We start from the raw sequence: 24,783 nt of genomic DNA, 5'->3' as shown, positions 1-24,783 counted from the left end.
GGCTAAGTATAGATAAAGCAAACTGTTGCCGTTTTGATATGCATCGTTTTCTCTATACTTCTGACAGCAATAACGAACGCAATCCCGCGGCTTTATTTTCAATTTCCTGCCACTCCTGCTCCGGGTCGGAACCGCTGACGATCCCCGCACCGGCGTAGAGTCTGAGCGTACGCTGTTCGATTTTCGCCGAACGCAGAGAAACGCAAAATTCGCTTTGCGCCAGCGACAGATAGCCGGCGGAGCCTGCATACCAGCCGCGGGTAAAAAGCTCATTACGGGTGATAAAATCCAGCGCAACCCGGCGCGGTAAACCAGCAACCGCCGCCGTGGGCTGGAGCTGATGAAGGCAGCGGGCATCGTCAGGCTTCTCCAGCTCGGCCCAAATACAGCGCCGGAGATGCTGTACTTTCCGCAAACGGACAATCTGCGGCGGCAGGACTTCCAGCGCGCGGGTCTCCCCTTGCATCCGCTGACAGATATCCTCCACCACCAGCATATTTTCGCGCTGGTTCTTATCGTCGGCCATCAGCCAGTTACCCAAACGCTGCGCCTGGCGATCGTCCGCATGGCTGGCAACGGTTCCCGCCAGCGCTTCGGTACGCAGCAGCGCCCCGCGACGCCGCCACAGCCGTTCCGGCGTAGACCCCATAAAGGCCTCTTGCGCGTTAAAGACCATCATGAAGTGGAAGCAGTTAAGGTTGCTGCGGCGGCTGGCCGCCATAATCGCTCCGGCGTTTAACGGAGCGGCGAAGTGCAAATCGGTGGCGCGAGCCAGCACCACTTTATCCATCTCCCCCGCCGCTATCGCCTGCGTCGCCTGCGCAATCAGCTCTCTCCACTGCGGATAAGCCGGGAAATGCTGTTCGCTCAGCAGAGAGGGCATCGCGGTAGCCTGCGCCTGTTTCGCCACCAGCGAATCGAGAAATTCACGTGCCGCACGGGCATCGTCACGGAGCGAGGTCTCGCTATATAACACCAGGCGTAGCGTGGCGCTGCCGCCCAGCCGACGCCACTCCAGCCTCGGCAAGATCAACAGACCCTGCTGAGGATGAAAGGCGTTAAGGCCGCAAATTCGCAGATCTTCACGCCCCTGCTGGCGCAAAAAAGCGTGCGCCTGCTCAAGGGAAGCAAAGATTTGCACCGCCCCCAGCGCGGCCAGCTCTTCATCGCCGCTGCGCTGCTGCCAGTAGAACTGCGGCCACTGCGGCTGATGCGTGCACCACAGAAGGGGATCAAATGCGTCATTCAGCGCGAAGGGGACATCGAAAATTCGCGTGCCGGGCGATGGCGGGAACGCTTCATCCAGGCAGCGATACAGGCTTTCCAGCGCGGTGGATACAGACAGCACGCAAACCTCCACGGAGTAAAAACCCCACATTATACGGGGTACTACTGAGGAATAGCAGTACCCACGATGAGGGAGCGGTTTTTAATTAGCGCGGCGGTTAGTGGGTGGCGATTTCGAACGCCATGCCGATATGGTCGATGCCGTCCTCGTCGTAAACCTCAGTCACCGGCACAAAACCGAAGCTGGCGTAGAATTTTTGCAGGTGCGCCTGGGCGCCAAGATAGATAGCCTTTTGCGGCCAGTGTTGCCGGCAGCTGGCCAGCGCCTGTTCCATCAGCTGATAGCCCAGCTTCTCACCGCGCACCGCCTGGCTGACAATCACCCGGCCAATCACCACCGGTTCAAACTCATCATCACTCTTGAGAATGCGCGCGTAGGCTACCAGCTCATCGCCGCGCCAGCCGAGAAGATGGCGATTCTCCCCCACCAGATCGTCGCCGTCGACGTCCTGATAGGCGCAGGTTTGTTCGACAACGAACACCGCACAGCGTAATTTCAGCACGGCATAGAGCTGTGGGACGGTCAGTTCACCGTGGTGAAGATCCTGCCATGTAATCATCTGCGCTTCCTTAATTAATTTTAACCCTAAATAATTCAAGTGGCATGAAGGCGGCCAGCGAGCGAATCCCCTGGAGCTTACATGAGTAAGTGACTGGGGTGAACGAGTGCAGCCAACACACATGCAACTTGAAGTATGACGGGTATACTTTGTTTTTTGACTCACGCCCTAAGGACACTGGACGATGGAATTACTCTTTTTGGGGACATCCGCTGGCGTGCCTACCCGTACGCGTAATATGACGTCGATAGTGCTAAATTTGCAACAGCCAACAATGGCTGAGATGTGGCTGTTCGACTGCGGGGAGGGAACTCAGCATCAGTTTCTGCGCACCCCTTATCATCCCGGCAAGCTGAATAAGATTTTTATTACGCATTTACATGGCGATCATCTCTTCGGTCTCCCCGGCCTGCTGTGCAGCCGCTCGATGCAGGGTAATTCTCTGCCGCTGACGCTGTACGGACCGAAAGGACTTAAAGCGTTCGTGGAAACCGCGCTGCGCCTCAGCGGTTCCTGGACCGATTACCCGCTGACGATTATCGAAGTCGGGCCGGGGCTGGTGCTCGATGAAGCCGGCTTCCGGGTCACCGCCTGGCCGCTCAACCACCCGGTCGAATGCTACGGCTATCGTATCGAACAGCATGATAAGCCGGGCACCCTTGACGCCGCGCAGCTTATCGCCGAAGGCGTGCCTCCCGGTCCGTTATTTCAGCGCTTAAAACAGGGATTAACGGTTGAGCTGGAAGATGGACGGCGGATTGACGGCAGCCGCTACCTCGGCCCGGCAACGCCGGGTAAGAAGCTGGCTATTTTCGGCGATACCGCCCCCTGCGAGGCGGCGCGGGAACTGGCCTGCGGCGTGGATGTCATGGTTCACGAGGTGACGCTCGAACAGGCGATGGCGGAAAAAGCGAACAGCCGCGGGCATTCAACCAGCCAGCAAACGGCGTCGCTGGCGCACGACGCGGGCGTCGGCACGCTTATCGCCACCCACTTTAGCTCTCGCTATGACGCTGAAGGCTGCCAGCGTCTGCTGGCAGAGTGCAGAGAGATATTTCCGTCTACCGTGCTGGCGGAAGATTTCATGGCGTATAGCGTAGAATAAAAAAGCGGCGTACCGCGGCAGAGAGACGCCGCGAATACGCCAGCCATTACTCTTCAGCATAGCTGTTATAACGCAGAATAGATTTTAAATTGCGATAGCCCAGATAATCCTGGATCGAGTCGTCATCAATTCCTTTTTTTCCCAGCTCATAGCCGCACGCGTGGCGCAGCATCCTGGGATGAATATTCTGCTTCAGCTTCGCCAGCTCGCAGCACTCGCGAATAATTTGATAAAAACGCTGGCGCGTCATCTGATTGCCCCGGGAAGAGATAAACAGCAAATCATTATGAGCCGGGTAACACTCTCTGGCCAGCAGCCAGCGCTGTAATGAGATAATCTCTTTGGGTTGTAAGGGATGATACCCAGAGATACCGTGACGCGCCCGGCGAATATAAACCCGTTTTCGCGACAGGTCGACATCCCGCAAGGTCAAGGCGGTAATTTCGTTAATCCGACAACCGTGCAAAAAACACATCTGGATCATGCAGCTATTTCTTTCCGGGTGCGCACAATAATGTGCAGCAAGTACCAGACGCTCAACGTCCTTGACGCTAAGATATTCCGTATCTACCAGCATACGTTATTCCTTTTCATCCATTTGACAATAAAATTACTGATAGGTAAATGTCAGCTGTACAATAGACTCAAATTTACCCACCGTTGCTCCACCCCGGGTTGAATATAAACGGGCAGCCAGCGGGAATACGCCTTTCCCGGTACTGCCGTCGATAGCAATACTCATCTGGTCCTGATTTTTATAGAGAGTAGAGTGATCGCTACTGGTGATTTGCAGTGCGATATTCTGCGCCGCATCGCTGGCGGCCATATTGGCGAAATGTCTGGCATCATCAACGTCGATAACGCCGTCAAATTTCACCGTTGCTTTTGTTGTCCCCGCCGGGCAATTTTCGACATTCAGGTAAAAGGATTTCCACTCTGAAGCGTTGCCGGGCGTTTGAAAGTCAATATTCAGGAGTGGGCCAAAATTTACCTCTTGATACTTCGTGTCGGTACTGACGTCACAGGGGAGATAATAAATATTACCTTTAATATTCAAAGGGATCCCACCCGAGGATGAAAAAACAGGCAGCAATAGTGCCAGCCATAGCGCCTTTTTCATTATCTACTCCTGCTATTCAATTTCTGCCTGAATGGTTGCCGTAGCGGTAAAGCCTCCGCCGCTGGGTAAATTCCCGGTGGTATTAATCGGATAAATTTTCATAGTGGTGTCCCCGGTCTGACTCGGGTAATTAAAATTGACCGGCAGCAGACCTGAAATGACCGGTATTTTGACGCCGGTAATATTTTCAATACGCACCGCAATGTCGCGATTGGTGGTCGCCAGCGCAGTGCTATCGTTAGTATCCGCCATCCCCTGGAACGACAGCGCGATTTTTACCCCGGCGGAAATATTGGTACAGGCCACCGTCATATTAACAACATGCGGAACGAAGTCCTTCGGCATCTGGCCCGCGGTTTTAAAATGGTTGGCGGCAATATCCTCAAAATCAATATTAATCGCTTTACCGGTATTAATCTCACAGGACTGTGGAACCGTTACCGACCCGCTCATTGAAATTTGCGTCAGGGGGATACCGCTGTAGCTGCCGGTTTTTCGCGTCCCGTAGACACTCAGGATAACTGTCGGAGGGATCGTCACCTGGCCTACAAAAGGCCGGGTAAAATAAAGCGAAATATATCCCAGTGACCCTGTATCAAAAATGGCGCCGCCGGGATTACAGGCAAAACCTTGATTATTCTGATTACTCTTATCCTCAATCGGCGTAGGAATATATTTATTAACACCCCCGGCAATAAATAACTCGGTGGCAATTTCCAGGTATTTATTTAGCTGGTAATAATTTAATCCATTGCGGCTTTGCGTCGCGGTAAGGCCTGGCACCGTGGCTTTAAAATACGTCACCCCGCTGGCGCTATCACAATCACACTTTGCCTTGTAGGTTCCCCCGGTACTCCAGCGGTACAAACGGGGAAACTCCATTCCGGCCTGATTTTGTGAGGGATTAGTAAAGCTTTCAATAAATGAAAAGCTATCCTGAAAAGGCGCCCCGCCATTACCGGTATTCTGACACCACCCGGTTGCCGCCATCGCCTGCGGCGCGATCGCCAGCACCGCCAGGCCCGCTAATATTCCCCATGAAAATCGTTTCATTGTCTCTGCATCCTTTCGATTATCGGCATTGCGCCTGGGCCACAATAATGCCGGTAAGTTCTTTTGCTGACGGCAGCGCATAGTGGATCTGGCAGCGTTCTTGCGCCCCGGAGCCCCACTTCACGTTGAGTACGCCGTTAGATTCCAGTCCGGTCAGGTAGACCTGCCCGCCATCGCCAACGATAAACGCCTGCTCAGAGGATGCCGCCCCGGGGACGCTGACCATGGCTCCGAAAGGCAGGGGTTGCCCGTTCTCCTGGCGTACCGTCATCAGTACCCGGTTACCCACGCTGGTGGCATAATTTGCGCGAACCACCGCCCCACGGGTTGGTACGACCGTCTGCGTCGCCAACTCAAGGTCGACATCGTCCGGCATCGTCGTGGTATCGAGCGTCAGGATATTCTTACGATACGGCGAGGCGTAAGGCACGACGGTATACCCTCTCCAGTCGGTTCTGACCCCTGTCTGGCTATTCACGCCGACGCCGGCGGCGCCGGGCGCCCTGATGAGAGCGACGGTTTCGCCGAAAGGCTGCCCCAGCGTCAGGCCGTTTTCATGTACCAGCGCTCCGCCGCGCAGGGAGTAGTTCAGCCGATGGCTGTATTTATCATGGCTGTAGCCGCCGGTAAGTTCAGCATAGGTTGCACGCCAGTCCGCATTGACGCTGCCGCTCTCCCCTCTTCCCTGGCTGGTGTAGCCTTCCTGCACGCTCCAGCTCAGGTTATTACGCTCCAGCAAGGTGCCGGAGAGGCCCAGATTGTTGCTGGTGGCGCCATTTTTGCTGCTGTTCAGGGAGTAGTTGGCATAAACCGGCTTCGGTAGCCATTCCCCCAAAGGTACGCTGATGCTCAGGGCAAAGAGGTGATCTTCGTCATTACGTTTACCGGTGTTCTGGTCGGTAGTATTGCGGTTATAGCTGTAGTTCATGCTATAGCTGATACCGCGCCAGCTGTTGTTGTATCCGACGCCCACTGACTCCATAGTGCGGCCGGTATTCCAGTAGTCCTCGCGAATATAGCTCAGCGACAGCGATCCCATTTCTTCGCCAAGGCTCTGGCTGATCGTCACCTCCCCCCGATTGCGCCGCCGTTCAATAGAAGGCGTGTAGTTGTCATCCCGATAGGTATCCAGCACTTCCTGCATATCCCAGTAACCGCTGGTCGCATAGCGATAGCCTGCCAGGCTTACGTTAGTTCCCAGGCCCGGGAGGTCTTTACTGTAACGGAGACGTACCGACTGCCCGCTCTCTTTATCTTTATCCTGTCGGGTCGACCAGGCCTGGATGATATCGGTCGATACGGCGCCCAGTTCACCGAGGTTTTTCCCCATTCCCAGCGCCACCGACTGGTACTTACTGCTAAACTGGCCGCCGCCGTACAGGGTTAACCCCCAGGGCAAGCCGTAGATTGCCGTCGCCTGCGTGAGGGGCGTTTCGTCAATGCTGTTGTCGTAGGCGCGATACACGCCGGAGGTCACGCTATATTTCAGACGCCCTTCGCGCTGCAGGACAGGGAGCGAAGCGTAAGGCACGATCAGGTTCTGCTCGCTGCCGTCCGCCTCTTTGATGGTGACGGCTAAATCACCCGAGCCGCCGGTCGGGTACATATCGGTAATTTCAAAAGCGCCAGGCGCGACGTAGGTCTGGTAAATCTCATAGCCGTTCTGGCGAATAATGACCTGAGCATTAGTGCGCGCAATCCCGCGAACGACGGGCGCGTAGCCGCGCAGGCTTTCCGGCAGCATATCGTCATCGGAAGCCAGCATCGCCCCGCGGAAGGGAACGCCCTCAAAAACGTCGGCGTCCGTGCTGCTATCGCCCAGCGTCATCACCCCCTGTAGCGATTTGATGTTGCGCTGCGCATAGGTATAAACCGTGTCCCAACTATTACTGGACTCTCCCCCGCTGCTGCTGCGCGACCAGGTCGTGTAGTTACGTAAACGCCACGGCCCGACGTTGATACCGGGGCGCAGGTTAACGTATTGGTTATCGCTGTCCGGCGCATCGTTCTGACGTGACCAGTTATTTGCCCCGCTAAAGGAGTAATTCAGCAGGATCGCCGGCACCCCCTCATCCCACTGTTTCGGATCCACCCAGCCGCGGGCGGCGCTGGCTACCGCCGCCTGCGGGAAGCTCAATAGCAGGCGCTGCTGGCTGAAGCGAAAATCGGATTTTGCCTGCGGTATCACGCTGATATCCGCGCAGCCGGGCGTTCTGCGGCCCAGCTCTGGAAATTGGGAGACGCGCACGCCCCATTCGGCCAGATCGTCTACCGTCAGGCAAGGCTGTAATTCCGTTATTCCTGGTCCTTTGCTCTGCTGAAAAACCACATCGCGGGTGTCCATAAAAACGTTATTAAGATAAATATCTACCCGATAGGTCCCCGGCAGCTGTCCGCCAGCCTGCTCGTAAGCGGATAAATCCCTGACGCCCGTATGAGGGCCGTCCATTTCCAACAGGGCCGGGTTAAAAACCTCCCGCGCCAGGACATCTTCACACAGCGGTAGCAGCGCAACGGCCAGAGCGCCGGCTATCCGGTTAAGCCGCCATTTATTATGATTATTTTTCATTTTCCCTGGAACTCCCTGGCCTGAAAGCCTTTACAAATTCGCGTGGTGCAGCGCGCCGGTACCGCCATAATCGTTAATCAGTTTCCACTGCAAAGCGCCCGCGCTGACGCCCGGCAGTTGAAAGCGCGCCGTTTCCCCCGGCCCCACCCAATTGGCCTCTTTAACTTCGGCGCCCCCCACTTTGACCTCGGCGAAATTCATATAAAAGGCGGTGGGATTCATGACCTGTAGCGTATTGCCGCTGCGCGTCCAGCGAAGCTGCTCCGTCACCATCTCCGGCGTTCCCTGAACGGATTTAGGTCGATAAATTAATTTGATGCGCGTTTTGATAGCGATCTGTAGGGTATTGGCGCCGGCTTTAGCCTGCGAAGAAGGAATCGCTTTGATGTTCATCCAGAACATACTTTCTTTATTTTCCGGTAAGCCGCCGCTGTAAATGACCCGCAGTCGGGTTTGCTGCTCGCCCTCAAGGCGAAATAACGGCGGCGTTAACAGAAAAGGGGCTGCGCCCTTATTACTTTCAACCCAGCTTTGAATGAGATAAGGCGTAGCATCATTATTGGTTACGCTCAGTGAGGACTCTTTTTTACCGCCGGGATAAATCAGACGAGTACCGCCGGTCACCACGCCCGCATGCGCCGCAGCACCGACCAACAGCAATCCAGCTATTAGCACTTTCAGGTATTTTTGCATCTCCAGCTCCCTGGAAAAGCGAGCCACATAGGGCTCGCTAACACTGTCATATAGACGGAAAATTAGTTATAGCTGATGGTAAAGTTGGCTGTACCGTCAGCTTTACCCGCAACGATAGTGCTTTCAGTCTGGATATAACGGACGCGGAACGGCAGATCGATATTGCCGGTAGCGGGGATGGTCAGGCTGGCAGAACGCGTATAGAGCGGCAGCGTCGCGTTGCTGCTGGCGTCAACCAGCTGCAGGGCCACGCCTTCGGCAACGTCAGGATCGGTACCCGCTCCGGTCAGCTGCAGTTTATCATTATCACCGTTGACGTTAGCGCCGGAGAACAGTACCGATGCTTTGGTGACGGTAGTCGGGCAGTTTTCCAGTTTAATCGCGAAATTCTGTTCAGCCGCAGTAGACCCCGTACCGCTAAACGCGGTCTTGGCAATCTGCCCCATCTGAACTTCCAGCGGGTTGGACAGGTCGTTCACCACGTCGCAGCCCGCATCGATGATATCGCCGATAAACTTCACCTGACCGTCATCCGCCAGCGCAGCACCAGAGAACGCCGCGCAACCGGCGACAACAGCAGCAAGTAATGTTTTTTTCATGATTTATCCTTTTCAATGCAGTCAATGCATTAACTTATAAGCGCAATACCCTGCGCATCCTTTTATTTACGTTTGATATTAATAACGCAACAAAACATTGACCCATGAAATGGATATAATATTTTGAAGTGGTCATTATGTATCAATATGACCACTTCAATTAATTAGAATATAAATTGCCAGGGAAGGCGTTTTTGATTTCATATTTATCAGGAAAAATCCCAATAAACACGATAAAAAGCTAAAGAATGAGAGGCGGAACAAACCATACATAAAGCCAATTAAAACAATTAAAAAATAAATGACACCTATACTTAATATAACTATATGAAAATAATAGTAAAAAATATTGTTAATCATAAATTGACATTGTTACTACCTGTGGATAGCATAGGAGTCAGTTTGATACAAAATGACTATTTCGTTTACCAAACCTCTCTAAACCTCGCATCATTACTGGCTGTATAGATAACCGTGTGCTGAATATTCCGGTGTCCAAGAAAGTCCTGAATTAATCGCGTATCCACCCCCTTATTAGCCAGCGCGAAACCGCATGCGTGGCGCAGCATATGCGGATGCGCGTTGATTTCCAGCTGGGCGACGAGGCTCAGGTTCTTCATCATCTGGTATATTCTCTGCCGGGATAAAGGCTGGCCATTTCGTGACAGAAAGAGCCAGCCAGAATTATTTCCGGGATAATTATCACGCACGCGCAGCCATTCGTTGAGTACCTTTACCTCTTGTTTATAAATAGGATGAGTGGTTGAAAAGCCGTTCTTCAGTCGACGAATATAAATGACCCCGCTTTGAATATCGATATCAGAGAGCTTCCAGTGACGAATTTCGCTCACTCGACAACCATGATTAAAACACATCCACAGTAAACAGACATCGCGCTCCGGGTTTGCTCCCCGCCTGGCCGCTTCAACCAAACGCTGAACCTCCCCGACAGTCAAATGCTTACGTCTTGTTTTCATTCACTTTCTCCATCTACAAAACACAATAGCGTGCGTAGTAATAATAGTACGGAAAATAAGAGGATGAGTGGAAACGTAAAGTGAGATTAATATGATAAAAAGCATGAATAATACGAAAAAGAGTAAAGAAAGCGCCTGGCGCTTTTGCGTAGATAAAAAAAGGACCGCCGAAGCGATCCTTTTCTCTGGCTAAAGATAGCATTACATCAGCGGCGTAGCCAATTGTACGATGCTGATGAGCGGCTGCGGCCAAACGCCCAGCACCAGCACCAGCAGCGCGGAGATGAGCACCACGATGCCTCCGGCGCTGTACTGCCAGTTAGACGGCGCATCGCGATTCAGTTTCTCCGGCGCGCTCAGATAGAGGCTTACCGCCACGCGCAGGTAGTAGTAGAGGCCAATCGCTGAACCCACCACTACCGCGCCGACCAGCCACCACAGGTGCGCATGCACACCCACCGCCAGCACGTAGAACTTACCGATAAAGCCCAGCGTCATCGGAATACCGGCAAGAGACAGCATCATCACCGTCATTACCGCCGACAGAATCGGACGATGCCAGAACAGGCCACGGTAGGAGTAGAGCGAATCGGCATCCGGGCCGCGGTACGGGCTGGACATCAGGCTCACCACGCCGAACGCGCCGAGGCTGCTGAACAGGTACCCTGCCAGATAAACGCCCACCGCTTCCATCGACATCTCACCGCTCTGCAGAGCAATCAGCGCCACCAGCAGATAGCCAAGATGAGAAATGGAAGAGTAGCCGAGCAGACGTTTAATATTGGTCTGGCTCAGGGCCATCAGGTTCCCGAAGATAATCGAAGCAAAGGCGATCAGGCCCAGCACCACGCGTACCGCCTCGCTGTCGCCCACCGGCATATAGAGGAACAGGCGCATGACCACGCCAAAGATGGCGATTTTACTGGCGGTCGCCAGGAAGGTGGAAACCGGAGCAGGCGCGCCCTGGTATACGTCCGGCGTCCACAGATGGAACGGCACCAGCGACAGCTTAAAGCCGAGACCGACAATCATCAGACCGAGACCAGCCAGCAGCAGCGGCTCGTGCAGCATGCCATCCGTCAGGCTCTTACCGAGCGCCAGGAAGGAGAGGTTACCGGAGTTGGCATACACCAGCGCCATACCGAACAGCAGAAACGAAGAGGCAACGGCGGACAGAATCGTATATTTGATACTGGCTTCCAGCGAACGTTTCTGGCGGAAGGCGTAGCCCACCAGGCCGAACAGCGGCAGCGAAATCAGCTCAATGCCGAGGAACAGCGCTGCCAGATGGTTAGCGCCCGCCAGCAGAATACCGCCCAGCGCGGCGATCAGCACCAGAAGATAGAACTCTTCTTTGTTGTCCTTGTAACCCTCAAGCCACGGGTAGGCGAAAGTACAGGTGGCGAGGCTCGCCAGCAGCACCAGCCCGGTATAGAGCATCGCGTAACCGTCAACGCGAATCAGCGGCGTGACGTCCATCGCTCCGTTCTGACCCACGAACCAGAGTGATATCAGCGCGGCGTTCAGGCCGAGAACCGACAGCGTGGCATTGAGGAAATGATTGCGTCGCCACGCAATGGAGAGCATCACAACCACCACCGTCAAGCCGACGATCAGCAGCGGTAGCAGTGCGATCAGTTGTTGTGGAGTTATTGTCATGGCGAATTACGGCCTTGTAGTAGAAACAGAATTAACAAACCACTGCTGAATGTTGCTCATCGCAGAGTGCGAGGTGTCCAGAATCGGCTGCGGGAAGAAGCCCAGCAGCACCAGCAGAACGACCAGCAGCAGGATGATCGACAGTTCACGCAGGGACATTCCCGGCAACGCTTTCGCGGCGATTTCGCTTTTTGCTTTACCAAAGTACGCGCGATGCAGCATCGACAGCGAGTACACGGAAGCGAACACCAGACCAAAGGTCGAAATAACGGTAATCACCGGCACGGTTTTATAGCTGCCGAACAGAATCATAAATTCGCCGACGAAGTTACCGGTACCCGGCATCCCGAGGGTCGCGACCGCAAAGAACATCGACAGCGCAGGCAGCCACTTGATCTTGCTCCACAGACCGCCCATCTGACGCATATCGCGCGTATGCAGACGCTCGTAAAGCTGACCGCAAAGAATAAACAGGCCGGCAGCGGACAGACCGTGAGCAATCATCTGAATCACCGCGCCCTGATAAGCCAGCTGGCTGCCGGTGTAGATAGCAATCAGCACGAAGCCCATGTGGGAAACGGAGGTGTAAGCAATCAGACGCTTGATATCGTACTGGCTGAAGGCCATCCACGCGCCGTAGAAGATACCGATGACGCCCAGCCACATCGCGATGGGGGCAAATTCGGCGGAAGCGTTCGGGAACAGCGGCAGCGCAAAGCGCAGCAGGCCGTAGGCCGCGGTTTTCAACAGGATCCCCGCGAGGTCAACGGAACCCGCGGTCGGCGCCTGAGAGTGCGCATCCGGCAGCCAGCCGTGCAGCGGAACCACCGGCATTTTTACCGCGAAAGCGATAAAGAAGCCCAGCATCAGCAGGTATTCCACGCCGTGGGACATCGGCGTCTTCAGCAGCTCTTCATAGTTGAAGGTCCATACGCCGGTAGCGTTGAAGTGAACAAACGCCAGCGCCAGGATGGATATCAGCATCACCAGACCGCTCGCCTGGGTATAAATGAAGAACTTGGTTGCCGCCGTGATACGCGTTTTACCGTCGGAAGCCTTATGGCCCCACAGCGCGATCAGGAAGTACATCGGCACCAGCATCATTTCCCAGAAGAAGAAGAACAGGAACAGGTCGATAGCCAGGAATACGCCGATCACGCCGCCCAGGATCCACATCAGGTTAAGATGGAAAAACCCCTGATATTTCTCGATTTCGCGCCATGAACAGAGCACCGCCAGCACGCCCAGCAGCCCGGTCAGCACCACCATCAGCAGCGACAGACCGTCGATAGCCAGATGAATGCTAATCCCGAATCGCGGGATCCACGGCATCACGAATTCCGACTGCCACTGCGGAATACCGATAGATTGCGTGAGAGAATAGCCGCCCTGCATCCACAACTGCAGGCCAAGCAGAAACGTCAATCCCATAGTGATCAGCGCGATCCAGCGCGGCATCTTCACGCCAAAGCGTTCAGTCTGCCAGCACAGGAAGCCGCCGATGAAGGGAATTAATATTAGCCAGGGTAATAACATGGCGATCTTTATTCCTTGTTAAAGTCCCGTTCAGGACCGATTTTCAACGAATTCTCACAGAAAATTCACTTCGGATTGCGGGTGTTATTGCCCGGCAGCGCTATGCTTGCCGGGCCTACTGCTTGTAAGTCGGGTTAACCGACAACGCCCACAATCCTCAAACTCAACGCAATACCATCAGCAGCGCCAGCACCACGACAGCGCCGATGCCCATAGAAGCAACGTACCAGCGCAGATAGCCGTTCTCGCTCACCACCAGGCCTTTGCCTGCGAAGCGGGAAAGGATCGCCGGAATGTTCATCAGGGCATTCAGCGGGTCGCTCTTCAGCAGCCACGCCACGCCGAGGAACGGCTTAACGAACACTTTGTCATACAGCCAGTCAAAGCCCCAGGCGTTGTACCACCAGGTACCGAGCAGACGACCCGGCGCGCTGTTGGCAATCGACGTCACCAGCGTGCGTTTACCCAGCCACAGCCAGGCGGCAATCAGAATACCGGCGATAGCAATCACCCCGGAGGCAATTTCCAGCGTCATGACGCGTCCGTGTTCAAGCTCGGTGGTCTGCGGCAGTACGCCTTCCAGCGGCGGCACAATCAGCGCGCCAACAAAGGTCGAGAGCACCAGCAGCACAATCAGCGGCAGATGATGGGTAATCCCCTTCCCTGCGTGAGCGTGAATTTGTTCTTTGCCGTGGAACACGATGAAAATCATACGGAAGGTGTACAGGGAGGTCATAAACGCCCCGACCAGGCCGGCAACCATCAGATTCAGATGACCGTTCGCCATCGCGCCCGCCAGAATCTCATCCTTACTGAAGAAGCCTGCCGTCACCAGCGGCAGCGCGGACAGCGCCGCGCCCCCCACCAGGAAGCAGACGTATACCAGCGGAATAGACTTACGCAGGCCGCCCATCTTGAAGATATTCTGTTCGTGGTGGCAGGCCAGAATCACCGAACCGGATGACAGGAACAGCAGCGCTTTAAAGAACGCATGGGTCATCAGATGGAAAATCGCCGCATCCCACGCCTGCACGCCGAGCGCGAGGAACATGTAGCCAATCTGGCTCATAGTGGAATACGCGAGCACGCGTTTGATATCGGTCTGCACCAGCGCGGCGAAGCCTGCCAGCACCAGCGTTACCGCTCCGACGATACCCACCAGATGCAGAATTTCCGGGGTCATCAGGAACAGGCCATGGGTACGCGCAATCAGGTAGACGCCGGCGGTCACCATGGTGGCGGCGTGGATCAGCGCGGAGACCGGGGTTGGACCGGCCATCGCGTCCGCAAGCCAGGTCTGCAACGGCAGCTGCGCAGATTTACCCACCGCGCCGCCCAGCAGCATCAGGGTTGCCCACCACAGCATGTTATTACCGGCTTCGAAGTGCGCAGGCGCCAGTTCGACCATTTCGCGGAAGTTCAGGGTGCCCAGTTCGTTGTAGAGAATGAACAGCGCGAACGCCAGGAACACGTCGCCGACGCGGGTCACCACAAAGGCTTTCATCGCCGCCGCGCCGTTCTTCGGATCGGTGTAGTAGAAGCCGATCAGCAGATAGGAGCACAGGCCCACGCCTTCCCAGCCGAGATACATCAGCAGCAGGTTATCAGCGAGCACCAGAACCACCATGCTGGCGATAAACAGGTTGGTATAGGCGAAGAAGCGAGAGTAGCCCTCTTCGCCGCGCATGTACCAGGAGGCGAACATATGGATCAGGAAGCCGACGCCGGTCACCACGGACAGCATGGTCAGAGAGAGACCGTCCAGCACCAGGTTGAAGCCGACGTTGAAGTCGCCCACCGACATCCAGGTCCACAGCGGCACGCTGACCGCCTGTTTGCCGTTGGCGAAGAAGTCAACGCCGACAAAGGCCGTGACCAGCGCCGCCAGGCCTACCGAGCCTACCCCCACGGTGGCGGATAAGTTTTCCGACCAGCGGCCGCGAGAGAAGGCCAGCAAAACAAAGCCAATCAATGGCAAAAGAATGGTTAAGGCAAGCATGTTCATCCGCGCAACTCACTTACTGAATCGATGTTCAGGTTCTGGCGACGACGATGGAGCTGCAGCAGCAGCGCCAGGCCGATACTCGCTTCCGCGGCGGCGAGGGTGATGGCGAGGATATACATTATCTGGCCATCGGTCTGGCCCCAGTAGCTCCCTGCAACCACGAAAGCCAGCGCCGCGGCATTGATCATGATCTCCAGGCTAATCAGCATAAACAGCAGATTGCGGCGGATGACCAGCCCCGTCAGGCCGAGGACAAACAGGACAGAGGCGAGGATCAGTCCATGTGTTAAGGGGATCATGCGTGTTCCTCCGTTTTTCTTTTATCGCTGTCGTTCGGACGGTTGCTCAGCACTTCCCCGACGCGCTCTTCACGGCCGATATGGAAGGCAACAACCAGGCCCGCGAGCAGCAGCATGGAGGCCAGCTCCACCGCCAGAACGTACGGACCAAACAGCGCAATACCGACCTCTTTGGCGTTAATCGCCGCGCCGTCGATACCCTGATCGTTAATGCCGAGGATGGCGTAAACGATAACCACCAGCAGTACCGCTGCGAGAATGGCCGGACCGATCCAGATCCCAGGTTTCAGCCACTGGCGCTCCTGCTCGATTTCGCTGCCGCCCAGGTTGAGCATCATCACCACGAACACGAACAGCACCATGATGGCCCCGGCGTAGACGATAATTTCCAGCGCACCGGCGAAATAAGCCCCTAAGGAGAAGAACACCCCGGCGATCGCCAACAGCGAAATGATCAGGTACAGCAGCGCGTGCACCGGATTGGTGTGGGTGATCACCCGCAGGGTTGCGAGGATGGCTATCAGGCCACAGATATAAAAAGCGAATTCCATTGCCCTCTCCTTACGGTAACAGGCTCTTGACGTCGATAGGCTTAGCTTCGTTCTCTGCTTCGCCCTTATCTTTGCCGTCGATTGCCATACCCGCCATCCGGTAGAAGTTATATTCCGGGTATTTACCCGGACCGGAAATCAGCAGATCCTCTTTTTCGTACACCAGATCCTGACGTTTGTATTCGCCCAGCTCAAAGTCCGGGGTCAACTGAATCGCCGTGGTCGGGCACGCTTCTTCGCACAGGCCGCAGAAAATGCAGCGCGAGAAGTTGATGCGGAAAAACTCCGGGTACCAGCGGCCGTCTTTGGTCTCCGCTTTTTGCAGAGAGATACAGCCTACCGGACAGGCTACCGCACACAGGTTACAGGCAACGCAGCGCTCTTCGCCGTCCGGATCGCGCGTCAGCACGATGCGGCCACGGTAGCGCGGCGGCAGATATACCGGCTCTTCCGGGTACATCCGAGTTTCACGTTTGGCAAAGGCGTGCATCCCGATCATGCAGATACTGCGGACCTGGGTGCCAAACCCTACCAATAATTCTTTTAAGGTCATGGTCAATTCACCCCTTATTGCGCCTGCCAGAGAATGACAGCCGCCGTTACCAACAAGTTGATCAGCGTTAACGGCAGGCATACCTTCCAGCCAAAGGACATTACCTGGTCATAGCGCGGACGCGGTAATGATGCGCGGATCAAAATGAACATCATCATAAAGAACGCGGTTTTCAGCGCGAACCAGATGAAAGGAGGTAACCATGGGCCATTCCAGCCGCCGAAGAACAGCGTCACAATCAGCGCCGATACGGTAACAATCCCGATATATTCACCGACGAAGAACAGACCGAACTTCATGCCGGAGTATTCGATGTGATAACCGTCAGCCAGCTCCTGTTCCGCTTCCGGTTGGTCAAACGGGTGACGGTGACATACCGCTACGCCCGCAATCGCAAAGGTCACGAAGCCAAAGAACTGAGGGATGACGTTCCACAGATGCGCCTGGTTGTTGACGATATCGGTCATGTTGAATGAACCGGCCTGCGCCACCACGCCCATCAGGGAAAGCCCGAGGAACACTTCGTAGCTCAGGGTCTGGGCAGAAGCACGCATCGCGCCAAGCAGCGAGTATTTGTTGTTGCTCGACCAGCCAGCGAACAGCACCGCATAGACCGCCAGACCTGCCATCATCAGGAAGAACAGGATCCCGATGTTCAGATCGGCCACCACCCACGTCGGGCTGACCGGCACAATGGCGAAGGCCAGCAGCAGCGAAGTAAAGGCAATCACTGGCGCCAGAGTAAAGATCACGCGATCCGAGAAGCGCGGAACCCAGTCCTCCTTAAAGAACATTTTGATCATGTCGGCGACGAGCTGCAGCGAACCGCCCCAGCCCACGCGGTTAGGCCCGTAACGGTTCTGGAACAGGCCCAGCAGACGACGTTCGCCAAAGCTCATAAACGCGCCGCAGGTCACCACCACCAGCAGAATCACCACCGCTTTAAGGATGCCTAACAGAATGTCGATGAGATCGGGAGTTAACCAACTCATGCTTTCGCCTCCTGCAGAGTATCAATACGCGCTCCGGTCAGCACCGGCGCAATCCCTGGCATGCCCATCGGTAAGCCAACCTGCCCTGCCGTCAGCCCCGCCGAGATTACCAGCGGCAGGCTAAGCGCCTGGCCATCAACGCTGAAGGAAACCATCGCCCCTTCGTTCACGCCAAGCTTCGCGGCATCTGCCGGGTTCAGCTTAACGTACGGCTGCGGCATGCGGCTCTGGAATACCGGAGCACGCTGCGACAGCTCGTCGCTGCCGAACAGATGGTAGTAAGGCGCGATACGCCATTTCCCTTCTTCAGCCTGGAAGCTTGCCGGTACCGCGGTAAAGTACTCAAGACCGCTGGCGGAGGCTTCAATCAGACGCACGCCCGGATCGCCGTGGCGCAGTTTACCGCCCACTTCATCCTGGAACTTGTTCCACGCCTGCGGGGAGTTCCAGCCCGGAGCCCATGCAAAGGGAATTTGCGAGCGCGGCGCGGACGGCTGGTTGTTCCCTTCCATGGAGAAGGCAAACATGGTGTCTTTATCCTGCGGCTGACGGGGTTCATGCACGCTGATGTTGGCGCGCATCGCCGTACGACCGCTATAGCGGTGCGGTTCACGGGCCAGCTTCTGACCGCGAATGCGGAAGGTCGCATCCGGCGCGGCGTCTTTGATACCGGCCAGCTGCGGTAGCGCGGCAATGGCGGCGTCAATCACGTGGTCCAGCTGCGTCCAGTCAACCTGGCGGTTGTTAACGGTGCTGTGCAATGAGTGCAGCCAGCGCCAGCTTTCCAGCATCACGGTTTTCGCGTCGTAGTAGGCCGGGTCGTAAACCTGGAAGAAGCGCTGGGCGCGACCTTCGTTGTTGACCACGGTACCGTCGCTTTCCGCGAAGCTTGCCGCGGAGAGCACCAGATGCGCTTTTTCCATAATCGCCGTACGCTGATGGTCAACCACCATGACCAGCGGCGCTTTCGCCAGCGCCGCGTCAACGCGGGCGGCTGAAGCGTGGCGGTGCAGGTCGTTTTCCAGCACGATAACCGCATCGGCGTTACCGGTCTCCAGTTCGCTCAGCGCCTCTTCAAGCGAGCCGCCGCCGATCATCCCGAGGCCTACGCTGTTTACTGCCCGGGCAACCATGGTCACGCCAACGTCAGCGCCGCGGCCTTTCAGGGCTTTCGCCACGTTGGCGGCGGCCTGAATCACCTCGATGCTGCCGGCGTTGGTTCCGGAAACAATCAGCGGTTTTTTCGCTCCGGCTAACGCCTGAACGATCACGTCGATTTTGCCTTTCAGCTCGCTGCTCAGCCCTTCGACCGCCGGCGCGCTATCGTCCAGCGCGTGGGCGATGGCGAAGCCAAGACGCGCCTGATCTTCCACCGGCGCGCGGTAGGTCCATGCGGCGATATCATCAAGACGCGTGTCGTCGATATTGGTCACGAACAGCGGATGCTTCGCGCGCTGGCCGATGTTAAGGATCGCGGCGATCTGCCAGTCGGCGACTTTCTGCGCCGCCGCCATTTCACGCGCTTTGCCTTTCACCGCCTGACGCACCGCCAGCGCGATACGCGCGCCGGTCTGGGTGATGTCCTCACCGAGGATCAGCACCGCATCGTAGGATTCGATCTCGCGCAGCGCCGGGGTATGAATACCGCCTTCGCGCAGCACTTTCAGCATCATCTGCAGGCGCGCCTGTTCGCCCTTCGCGATGCCGGTATAGAAGTTTTCGGCGCCGACCAGCTCGCGCAGCGCAAAGTTGCTTTCAATGCTGGCGCGCGGGGAGCCGATACCAATCACCTTCTTCGACTGGCGCAGAATATCTGCCGCCCCCTGCATCGCCTGTTCGGCGTTGAGGGTGATCAGATCGTCGCCGCGGCGCTGAACCGGCTGACGCGGACGATCTTTCAGATTGACATAGCCATAGCCGAAACGACCGCGGTCGCAGAGGAAGTAGCGGTTAACGGTACCGTTATAACGGTTTTCGATACGACGCAGTTCGCCGTAGCGCTCGCCGGGGCTGATGTTACAGCCGATGGAACACTGCTGGCAGATGCTTGGCGCAAACTGCATGTCCCACTTACGGTTATAGCGCTCGGAGTGCGTTTTATCGGTAAAGACGCCGGTCGGACAGACTTCCACCAGGTTACCGGAGAACTCGCTTTCCAGCGTACCGTCTTCCGGACGGCCAAAGTAGACGTTGTCGTGAGCGCCGTAGACGCCCAGGTCGGTACCGTCGGCATAGTCTTTGTAGTAGCGAACGCAGCGGTAGCAGGCGATGCAGCGGTTCATTTCGTGAGAGATGAACGGCCCCAGATCCTGGTTGCGGTGGGTACGCTTGGTAAAGCGGTAGCGACGGAAGCTATGACCGGTCATTACGGTCATATCCTGTAAGTGGCAGTTGCCGCCCTCTTCGCACACCGGACAGTCGTGCGGGTGGTTGGTCATCAGCCACTCAACTACGCTTTCGCGGAACTGCTTCGCTTCTGCGTCGTCGATGGAAATAAAAGTGCCGTCGGATGCCGGTGTCATACAGGACATCACCAGGCGGCCACGCGTGTCTTCCGCGTTCTGATATTGCTTCACCGCACACTGGCGGCAAGCACCAACGCTTCCCAGCGCCGGATGCCAGCAAAAGTAAGGAATATCAAGGCCCAGAGAGAGACAAGCTTCTAACAGGTTGTCCGCTCCGTTGACCTCGTACTCTTTGCCGTCTACATGAATCGTAGCCATTAGCGTGCTTCCAAAATAAAAAAACCTTTAGATTACCAGCGCGTCTTAAGCAGGTTCGGCTGAATCCCGTTGATTGCATGGGTATTGCTGAACTGCTGTTTAATGCCAGCTTCGAATTCTTCGCGGAAATATTTAATCGCGCTCTGTAGCGGCTCAACCGCACCCGGCGCGTGCGCGCAGAAGGTTTTACCCGGACCGAGGAATCGACACAGTTGCTCAAGCGTCTCGATGTCCCCCGGCTGGCCTTCGCCGCGCTCGAGAGCGCGCAGAATTTTCACGCTCCAGGGCAGACCGTCACGGCAAGGCGTACACCAGCCGCAGGACTCACGGGCAAAGAACTCTTCCAGGTTGCGTACCAGCGGCACCATGCCAATCTCATGGTCAACCGCCATCGCCAGCGCGGTGCCCAGACGGCTGCCCGCTTTACCAATGCTTTCGAACTCCATCGGCAGGTCGAGATGCGCTTCGGTCAGGAAGTCGGTGCCCGCGCCGCCCGGCTGCCAGGCTTTGAACTTCAGGCCATCGCGCATGCCGCCCGCGTACTCTTCGAGGATCTCGCGCGCGGTGGTGCCGAACGGCAGCTCCCAGACGCCCGGATTCTTCACGCGGCCGGAGAAACCCATCAGCTTGGTGCCGGCGTCTTTACTGGTCGAAATGTTCTGATACCACTCGACGCCGTTGGCCAGAATCGCCGGGACGTTGCACAGGGTTTCAACGTTGTTTACGCAGGTCGGTTTGCCCCAGACGCCGGAGCTGGCCGGGAACGGCGGCTTCGAACGTGGGTTGGCGCGGCGGCCTTCGAGGGAGTTAATCAGCGCGGTTTCTTCGCCGCAGATATAGCGCCCTGCCCCGGTGTGCACAAACAGTTCGAAGTCAAAACCGGTACCAAGGATATTTTTACCCAACAGGCCCGCTTCGGTCGCTTCGGCAATAGCCCGGCGCAGATGCTGCGCCGCTTCGATATATTCGCCGCGCAGGAAGATATAGCCGCGCCAGGCTTTCAGCGCGAACGCGGAGATCAGCATGCCTTCCACCAGCAGGTGCGGCAGCTGTTCCATCAGCAGGCGGTCTTTATAGGTGCCCGGCTCCATTTCATCGGCGTTACACAGCAGGTAACGGATGTTCATGGACTCGTCTTTCGGCATCAGGCTCCACTTCAGACCGGTGGAAAAGCCCGCGCCGCCGCGCCCTTTCAGGCCGGCGTCTTTTACCGCAGTGACGATTTCATCCGGCGCCATGCCGGAGAGCGCTTTACGCGCCCCGGCGTAGCCGTTTTTACTCTGGTATTCATCCAGCCATACCGGCTGTTTGTCGTCGCGCAGACGCCAGGTTAACGGATGGGTTTCGGCAGTACGAATAATGGTTTTCATTTATACCGCTCCAGGAGGTCAGGAATCGCTTCCGGCGTCAGATAACTGTGAGTGTCCTCATCAATCATCATGGTCGGCCCCTTGTCGCAGTTGCCCAGGCAGCAGGTCGGCAGCAGGGTGAAGCGGCCATCAAAGGTGGTTTGACCCGGTTTGATATCCAGCTTCTTCTCAATCGCCGACTGAATGCCCTGGAACCCGGTGATGTGGCACACCACGCTGTCGCAGTAGCGAATCACGTGACGGCCCACCGGCTGGCGGAAAATCTGGCTGTAGAAGGTCGCAACGCCTTCTACGTCGCTGGCCGGGATCCCCAGCACATCGGCGATAGCGTAGATTGCGCCGTCCGGCACCCAGCCGCGCTGCTTCTGAACGATCTTCAGCGCTTCAATGGACGCCGCACGCGGGTCTTCGTAGTGGTGCTTCTCGTGCTCAATCGCCTCACGCTCTGCCGCACTCAGCTCAAAAGCCTCGGTTTGTGGTTGTTGATTCTCGTGCATAATTAGCGGTCCACGTCTGACATAACAAAATCGATACTACCCAGATAGACAATCAGGTCGGAGACCAGACTGCCGCGAATAGCGGCCGGGATCTGCTGCAGGTGCGCGAAGCTTGGCGTGCGCACGCGGGTGCGGTAGCTCATGGTGCTGCCGTCGCTGGTCAGGTAGTAACTGTTAATACCCTTGGTCGCTTCAATCATCTGGAAGGATTCTTGCGCCGGCATGACCGGGCCCCAGGAAACCTGCAGGAAGTGCGTAATCAGGGTTTCGATATGCTGCAGCGTGCGCTCTTTTGGCGGCGGCGTCGTCAGCGGATGATCCGCCTTGAACGGGCCTTCCGGCATGTTATCGAGGCACTGCTGAAGAATGCGCAGGCTCTGGCGCAGCTCTTCCACTTTCAGCATCACGCGGGTGTAGCAGTCGGAGACGCCACCGCCGGTCGGGATCTCAAAGTCGAAGTTTTCATAGCCAGAATAGGGACGCCATTTACGTACGTCGAAGCCGATGCCGGTCGCGCGCAGGCCCGCGCCGGTGGTGCCCCACTCCAGCGCCTCTTTCGCGTTGTAGGCGGCAACCCCTTTCGAACGACCGATGAGGATGGTGTTGCGCAGCGCGGCTTTCTCATAGGAATCCAGACGCTTCGGCATCCACTCGAGGAATTCGCGCAGCAGGCGATCCCAGCCGCGGGGCAGGTCGTGCGCGACGCCGCCGATACGGAACCAGGCCGGGTGCATACGGAAACCGGTAATCGCTTCCACCAGATCGTAGATCTTTTGACGGTCGGTAAAGGCAAAGAACACCGGCGTCATCGCCCCGACGTCCTGAATAAAGGTGGAGATGTACAGCAGATGGCTGTTGATACGGAACAGCTCGGAGAGCATCACGCGGATCACATTGACGCGATCCGGCACGGTTATCCCCGCCAGTTTCTCAACCGCCAGCACGTAAGGCATTTCGTTAACGCAGCCGCCGAGATATTCAATACGGTCGGTATACGGAATGTAGCTGTGCCAGGACTGGCGCTCGCCCATTTTCTCGGCGCCGCGGTGGTGGTAGCCGATATCTGGCACGCAGTCGATGATCTCTTCGCCATCAAGCTGCAGAATAATACGGAACGCACCGTGAGCGGAGGGGTGGTTCGGGCCGAGGTTAAGGAACATGAAGTCCTCGTTTTCGGTCCCGCGCTTCATGCCCCACTCTTCCGGTTTGAAGGTCAGCGCTTCCATTTCCAGATCCTGTTTGGCTTTGGTCAGCTCAAACGGGTCAAATTCGGTGGCGCGCGCCGGGTAGTCTTTACGCAGCGGGTGACCTTCCCAGGTCGGCGGCATCATGATGCGGCGCAGATTCGGGTGACCATCGAAGGTCACGCCAAACATCTCCCAGGTTTCACGCTCATACCAGTTGGCGTTAGGGAACAGTTTGGTGAAGGTCGGCAGATGCAGATCGTTTTCAGACAAGGCAACCTTGAGCATGATGTCGCGGTTGCGGTCTATGGAAATCAGATGATAGAAAACGGAAAAATCCGCGGCGGGTAAACCGTCGCGGTGCGTGCGCAGACGTTCATCCATGCCGTGCAGGTCAAACAGCATCACGTAAGGCTTCGGCAATTTCTTCAGGAAATCACCCACCTCAAGCAGCTGTTCACGCTTCACCCAAACCACCGGAACGCCGGTGCGGGTTGGCTGAACGGTAAAGGCATCCGGCCCAAAACGGTTGCGCAGTTCGCCGATCACCGGGTCATCAAGGTGATCGCGGGTTTGCCAGGCTGGTGCGGCGTCATGCGCGGTTAAATCGGTCATATTGTTCACCATTGCAAAAGGTCCGTGGTGACTGCCGGCGAGGCTTCGCGCTGTAGTAGATTGATTTGCGAAGTTTTTATCCCGCCCGCAGGCGCAAGTTAAATCTCGTCCGGAGTCCGCAGATTGGTCACTGCAATACGTTCGCCGCGTTTACGCTCGCGTTCCGACTGCATATTGGCGCGGTACACGCCCTGATCGCCAACCACCCACGAGAGCGGACGGCGTTCTTTACCAATGGATTCCTGCAGCAGCATCAGCGCCTGCATATAAGCTTCCGGACGCGGCGGGCAGCCCGGGATGTAAACATCGACCGGAATAAACTTATCCACGCCCTGGACGACAGAGTAAATATCGTACATTCCGCCGGAGTTGGCGCATGCGCCCATCGAGATAACCCACTTCGGCTCCAGCATCTGGTCATAAAGACGCTGAATGACCGGCGCCATTTTGGTAAAGCAGGTGCCGGCAACCACCATCAGGTCAGCCTGACGCGGGGAGGCACGTAATACTTCTGCACCAAAGCGCGCAACGTCATGCACCGCGGTGAATGACGTCACCATTTCCACGTAGCAGCAAGAAAGGCCGAAGTTGTAAGGCCAGATTGAGTTCTTACGGCCCCAGTTCACCATGTCATGCAAGGCGTGTTCGAGTTTCCCCATATACACGCTTTTATTGACTTCTTGCTCCAGGGGGTCGGTTACGATCTCCTGTTTTTGCAGGGGGTAACGGTCGTTCTCACCGTTAGGATCGATGCGGGTGAGCGTATAATCCATCTT

Annotated in this window: 22 protein-coding genes; 1 reads left to right on the top strand and 21 read right to left on the bottom strand. The window is 56.4% G+C overall.

The features are described from left to right. Positions 1 to 52: 52 nt before the first annotated feature. Both menF and ACESQ2_RS14910 read right to left on the bottom strand, forming a co-directional pair. Positions 53 to 1,348 carry an isochorismate synthase MenF gene (gene menF / locus ACESQ2_RS14915; protein WP_046877175.1) on the bottom strand — a complete coding sequence of 432 codons (1,296 nt, stop codon included), beginning with the start codon at positions 1,346 to 1,348 and terminating at the stop codon, positions 53 to 55. Positions 1,349 to 1,445: 97 nt separating this feature from the next. Next, the gene (locus ACESQ2_RS14910) at positions 1,446 to 1,907 is read right to left on the bottom strand and encodes a GNAT family N-acetyltransferase (RefSeq protein WP_004852808.1); all 462 of its coding nucleotides are present in this window, start codon (positions 1,905 to 1,907) and stop codon (positions 1,446 to 1,448) included. Between the two features lie 184 nt (positions 1,908 to 2,091). On the opposite strand from ACESQ2_RS14910, the gene rnz reads away from it, so the two are divergent. Then, a complete protein-coding gene (gene rnz / locus ACESQ2_RS14905) occupies positions 2,092 to 3,012 on the top strand; it encodes a ribonuclease Z (protein ID WP_049069301.1) in 921 nt (306 codons plus the stop codon). 46 nt (positions 3,013 to 3,058) lie between these two features. Here the strand turns inward: rnz and ACESQ2_RS14900 are convergent, their stop codons facing one another. The 19 genes from ACESQ2_RS14900 to nuoB form a co-directional block, all read right to left on the bottom strand. After that, a complete protein-coding gene (locus ACESQ2_RS14900; protein ID WP_014839111.1) occupies positions 3,059 to 3,589 on the bottom strand; it encodes a tyrosine-type recombinase/integrase in 531 nt (176 codons plus the stop codon). Between the two features lie 33 nt (positions 3,590 to 3,622). Further along, positions 3,623 to 4,132 (bottom strand): fimbrial protein, encoded by a 510-nt coding sequence (locus ACESQ2_RS14895; RefSeq protein WP_014839112.1) that lies wholly within the window; start codon positions 4,130 to 4,132, stop codon positions 3,623 to 3,625. Positions 4,133 to 4,144: 12 nt separating this feature from the next. Next, on the bottom strand, positions 4,145 to 5,185 hold the full coding sequence (locus ACESQ2_RS14890; RefSeq protein ID WP_014230246.1) for a fimbrial protein: 1,041 nt from the start codon (positions 5,183 to 5,185) through the stop codon (positions 4,145 to 4,147). A 19-nt stretch (positions 5,186 to 5,204) separates the two neighbouring features. Continuing rightward, a complete protein-coding gene (locus ACESQ2_RS14885; RefSeq protein ID WP_046877177.1) occupies positions 5,205 to 7,754 on the bottom strand; it encodes a fimbria/pilus outer membrane usher protein in 2,550 nt (849 codons plus the stop codon). Between the two features lie 30 nt (positions 7,755 to 7,784). After that, positions 7,785 to 8,447: a molecular chaperone gene (locus ACESQ2_RS14880; protein WP_046877178.1), complete on the bottom strand. Its 663-nt coding sequence runs from the start codon at positions 8,445 to 8,447 to the stop codon at positions 7,785 to 7,787. Between the two features lie 62 nt (positions 8,448 to 8,509). Next, entirely contained in the window at positions 8,510 to 9,046 is a 537-nt protein-coding gene (locus ACESQ2_RS14875; protein ID WP_046877179.1) for a fimbrial protein, read from the bottom strand. Between the two features lie 425 nt (positions 9,047 to 9,471). After that, positions 9,472 to 10,023 (bottom strand): tyrosine-type DNA invertase, encoded by a 552-nt coding sequence (locus ACESQ2_RS14870; protein WP_025106679.1) that lies wholly within the window; start codon positions 10,021 to 10,023, stop codon positions 9,472 to 9,474. A 201-nt stretch (positions 10,024 to 10,224) separates the two neighbouring features. Continuing rightward, entirely contained in the window at positions 10,225 to 11,682 is a 1,458-nt protein-coding gene (gene nuoN, locus ACESQ2_RS14865) for an NADH-quinone oxidoreductase subunit NuoN (RefSeq protein WP_004852828.1), read from the bottom strand. Between the two features lie 6 nt (positions 11,683 to 11,688). Beyond that, complete coding sequence (nuoM, locus tag ACESQ2_RS14860; RefSeq protein WP_049069302.1) at positions 11,689 to 13,218, bottom strand: NADH-quinone oxidoreductase subunit M; 1,530 nt, start codon at positions 13,216 to 13,218, stop codon at positions 11,689 to 11,691. Between the two features lie 163 nt (positions 13,219 to 13,381). Then, complete coding sequence (gene nuoL / locus ACESQ2_RS14855) at positions 13,382 to 15,223, bottom strand: NADH-quinone oxidoreductase subunit L (RefSeq protein ID WP_025106678.1); 1,842 nt, start codon at positions 15,221 to 15,223, stop codon at positions 13,382 to 13,384. Next, positions 15,220 to 15,522, bottom strand: a complete 303-nt coding sequence (gene nuoK / locus ACESQ2_RS14850) for an NADH-quinone oxidoreductase subunit NuoK (protein ID WP_004104062.1) — start codon at positions 15,520 to 15,522, stop codon at positions 15,220 to 15,222. The genes nuoL and nuoK overlap by 4 nt, the downstream gene beginning before the upstream one ends. Beyond that, positions 15,519 to 16,073: an NADH-quinone oxidoreductase subunit J gene (gene nuoJ / locus ACESQ2_RS14845; protein ID WP_014230252.1), complete on the bottom strand. Its 555-nt coding sequence runs from the start codon at positions 16,071 to 16,073 to the stop codon at positions 15,519 to 15,521. Before nuoJ ends, nuoK begins: the two co-directional genes overlap by 4 nt. 10 nt (positions 16,074 to 16,083) lie before the next feature. After that, positions 16,084 to 16,626 carry an NADH-quinone oxidoreductase subunit NuoI gene (nuoI, locus tag ACESQ2_RS14840; RefSeq protein WP_004104066.1) on the bottom strand — a complete coding sequence of 181 codons (543 nt, stop codon included), beginning with the start codon at positions 16,624 to 16,626 and terminating at the stop codon, positions 16,084 to 16,086. 14 nt (positions 16,627 to 16,640) lie between these two features. Beyond that, entirely contained in the window at positions 16,641 to 17,618 is a 978-nt protein-coding gene (gene nuoH, locus ACESQ2_RS14835) for an NADH-quinone oxidoreductase subunit NuoH (RefSeq protein ID WP_004104068.1), read from the bottom strand. Further along, positions 17,615 to 20,341, bottom strand: a complete 2,727-nt coding sequence (gene nuoG / locus ACESQ2_RS14830) for an NADH-quinone oxidoreductase subunit NuoG (protein ID WP_025106677.1) — start codon at positions 20,339 to 20,341, stop codon at positions 17,615 to 17,617. Before nuoG ends, nuoH begins: the two co-directional genes overlap by 4 nt. Before the next feature lie 32 nt (positions 20,342 to 20,373). After that, complete coding sequence (gene nuoF, locus ACESQ2_RS14825) at positions 20,374 to 21,711, bottom strand: NADH-quinone oxidoreductase subunit NuoF (RefSeq protein ID WP_004852841.1); 1,338 nt, start codon at positions 21,709 to 21,711, stop codon at positions 20,374 to 20,376. Then, on the bottom strand, positions 21,708 to 22,208 hold the full coding sequence (gene nuoE, locus ACESQ2_RS14820; RefSeq protein WP_004104075.1) for an NADH-quinone oxidoreductase subunit NuoE: 501 nt from the start codon (positions 22,206 to 22,208) through the stop codon (positions 21,708 to 21,710). The genes nuoF and nuoE overlap by 4 nt, the downstream gene beginning before the upstream one ends. A gap of 2 nt (positions 22,209 to 22,210) precedes the next feature. After that, positions 22,211 to 24,019, bottom strand: coding sequence for an NADH-quinone oxidoreductase subunit C/D (gene nuoC / locus ACESQ2_RS14815; protein ID WP_004104077.1), 1,809 nt, complete (start codon positions 24,017 to 24,019; stop codon positions 22,211 to 22,213). Between the two features lie 86 nt (positions 24,020 to 24,105). Then, positions 24,106 to 24,780: an NADH-quinone oxidoreductase subunit NuoB gene (gene nuoB, locus ACESQ2_RS14810; protein ID WP_002913178.1), complete on the bottom strand. Its 675-nt coding sequence runs from the start codon at positions 24,778 to 24,780 to the stop codon at positions 24,106 to 24,108. Between the last annotated feature and the right edge of the window lie 3 nt (positions 24,781 to 24,783).

This window comes from Klebsiella sp. Q11 (assembly GCF_964241505.1).
Classification (GTDB): Bacteria; Pseudomonadota; Gammaproteobacteria; order Enterobacterales; family Enterobacteriaceae; genus Klebsiella; species Klebsiella michiganensis.
The sequence above is the reverse complement of the archived record's forward strand: the minus strand, read 5'-3'. Positions and strand labels throughout refer to the sequence as shown.

Coding starts and splice junctions, on each gene's coding strand:
- ACESQ2_RS14910 (WP_004852808.1), bottom strand. CDS start 1,907: ATGATTACATGGCAGGATCTTCACCACGGTGAACTGACCGTCCCACAG.
- rnz (WP_049069301.1), top strand. CDS start 2,092: ATGGAATTACTCTTTTTGGGGACATCCGCTGGCGTGCCTACCCGTACG.
- ACESQ2_RS14900 (WP_014839111.1), bottom strand. CDS start 3,589: ATGCTGGTAGATACGGAATATCTTAGCGTCAAGGACGTTGAGCGTCTG.
- ACESQ2_RS14895 (WP_014839112.1), bottom strand. CDS start 4,132: ATGAAAAAGGCGCTATGGCTGGCACTATTGCTGCCTGTTTTTTCATCC.
- ACESQ2_RS14890 (WP_014230246.1), bottom strand. CDS start 5,185: ATGAAACGATTTTCATGGGGAATATTAGCGGGCCTGGCGGTGCTGGCG.
- ACESQ2_RS14885 (WP_046877177.1), bottom strand. CDS start 7,754: ATGAAAAATAATCATAATAAATGGCGGCTTAACCGGATAGCCGGCGCT.
- ACESQ2_RS14880 (WP_046877178.1), bottom strand. CDS start 8,447: ATGCAAAAATACCTGAAAGTGCTAATAGCTGGATTGCTGTTGGTCGGT.
- ACESQ2_RS14875 (WP_046877179.1), bottom strand. CDS start 9,046: ATGAAAAAAACATTACTTGCTGCTGTTGTCGCCGGTTGCGCGGCGTTC.
- ACESQ2_RS14870 (WP_025106679.1), bottom strand. CDS start 10,023: ATGAAAACAAGACGTAAGCATTTGACTGTCGGGGAGGTTCAGCGTTTG.
- nuoN (WP_004852828.1), bottom strand. CDS start 11,682: ATGACAATAACTCCACAACAACTGATCGCACTGCTACCGCTGCTGATC.
- nuoM (WP_049069302.1), bottom strand. CDS start 13,218: ATGTTATTACCCTGGCTAATATTAATTCCCTTCATCGGCGGCTTCCTG.
- nuoL (WP_025106678.1), bottom strand. CDS start 15,223: ATGAACATGCTTGCCTTAACCATTCTTTTGCCATTGATTGGCTTTGTT.
- nuoK (WP_004104062.1), bottom strand. CDS start 15,522: ATGATCCCCTTAACACATGGACTGATCCTCGCCTCTGTCCTGTTTGTC.
- nuoJ (WP_014230252.1), bottom strand. CDS start 16,073: ATGGAATTCGCTTTTTATATCTGTGGCCTGATAGCCATCCTCGCAACC.
- nuoI (WP_004104066.1), bottom strand. CDS start 16,626: ATGACCTTAAAAGAATTATTGGTAGGGTTTGGCACCCAGGTCCGCAGT.
- nuoH (WP_004104068.1), bottom strand. CDS start 17,618: ATGAGTTGGTTAACTCCCGATCTCATCGACATTCTGTTAGGCATCCTT.
- nuoG (WP_025106677.1), bottom strand. CDS start 20,341: ATGGCTACGATTCATGTAGACGGCAAAGAGTACGAGGTCAACGGAGCG.
- nuoF (WP_004852841.1), bottom strand. CDS start 21,711: ATGAAAACCATTATTCGTACTGCCGAAACCCATCCGTTAACCTGGCGT.
- nuoE (WP_004104075.1), bottom strand. CDS start 22,208: ATGCACGAGAATCAACAACCACAAACCGAGGCTTTTGAGCTGAGTGCG.
- nuoC (WP_004104077.1), bottom strand. CDS start 24,019: ATGGTGAACAATATGACCGATTTAACCGCGCATGACGCCGCACCAGCC.
- nuoB (WP_002913178.1), bottom strand. CDS start 24,780: ATGGATTATACGCTCACCCGCATCGATCCTAACGGTGAGAACGACCGT.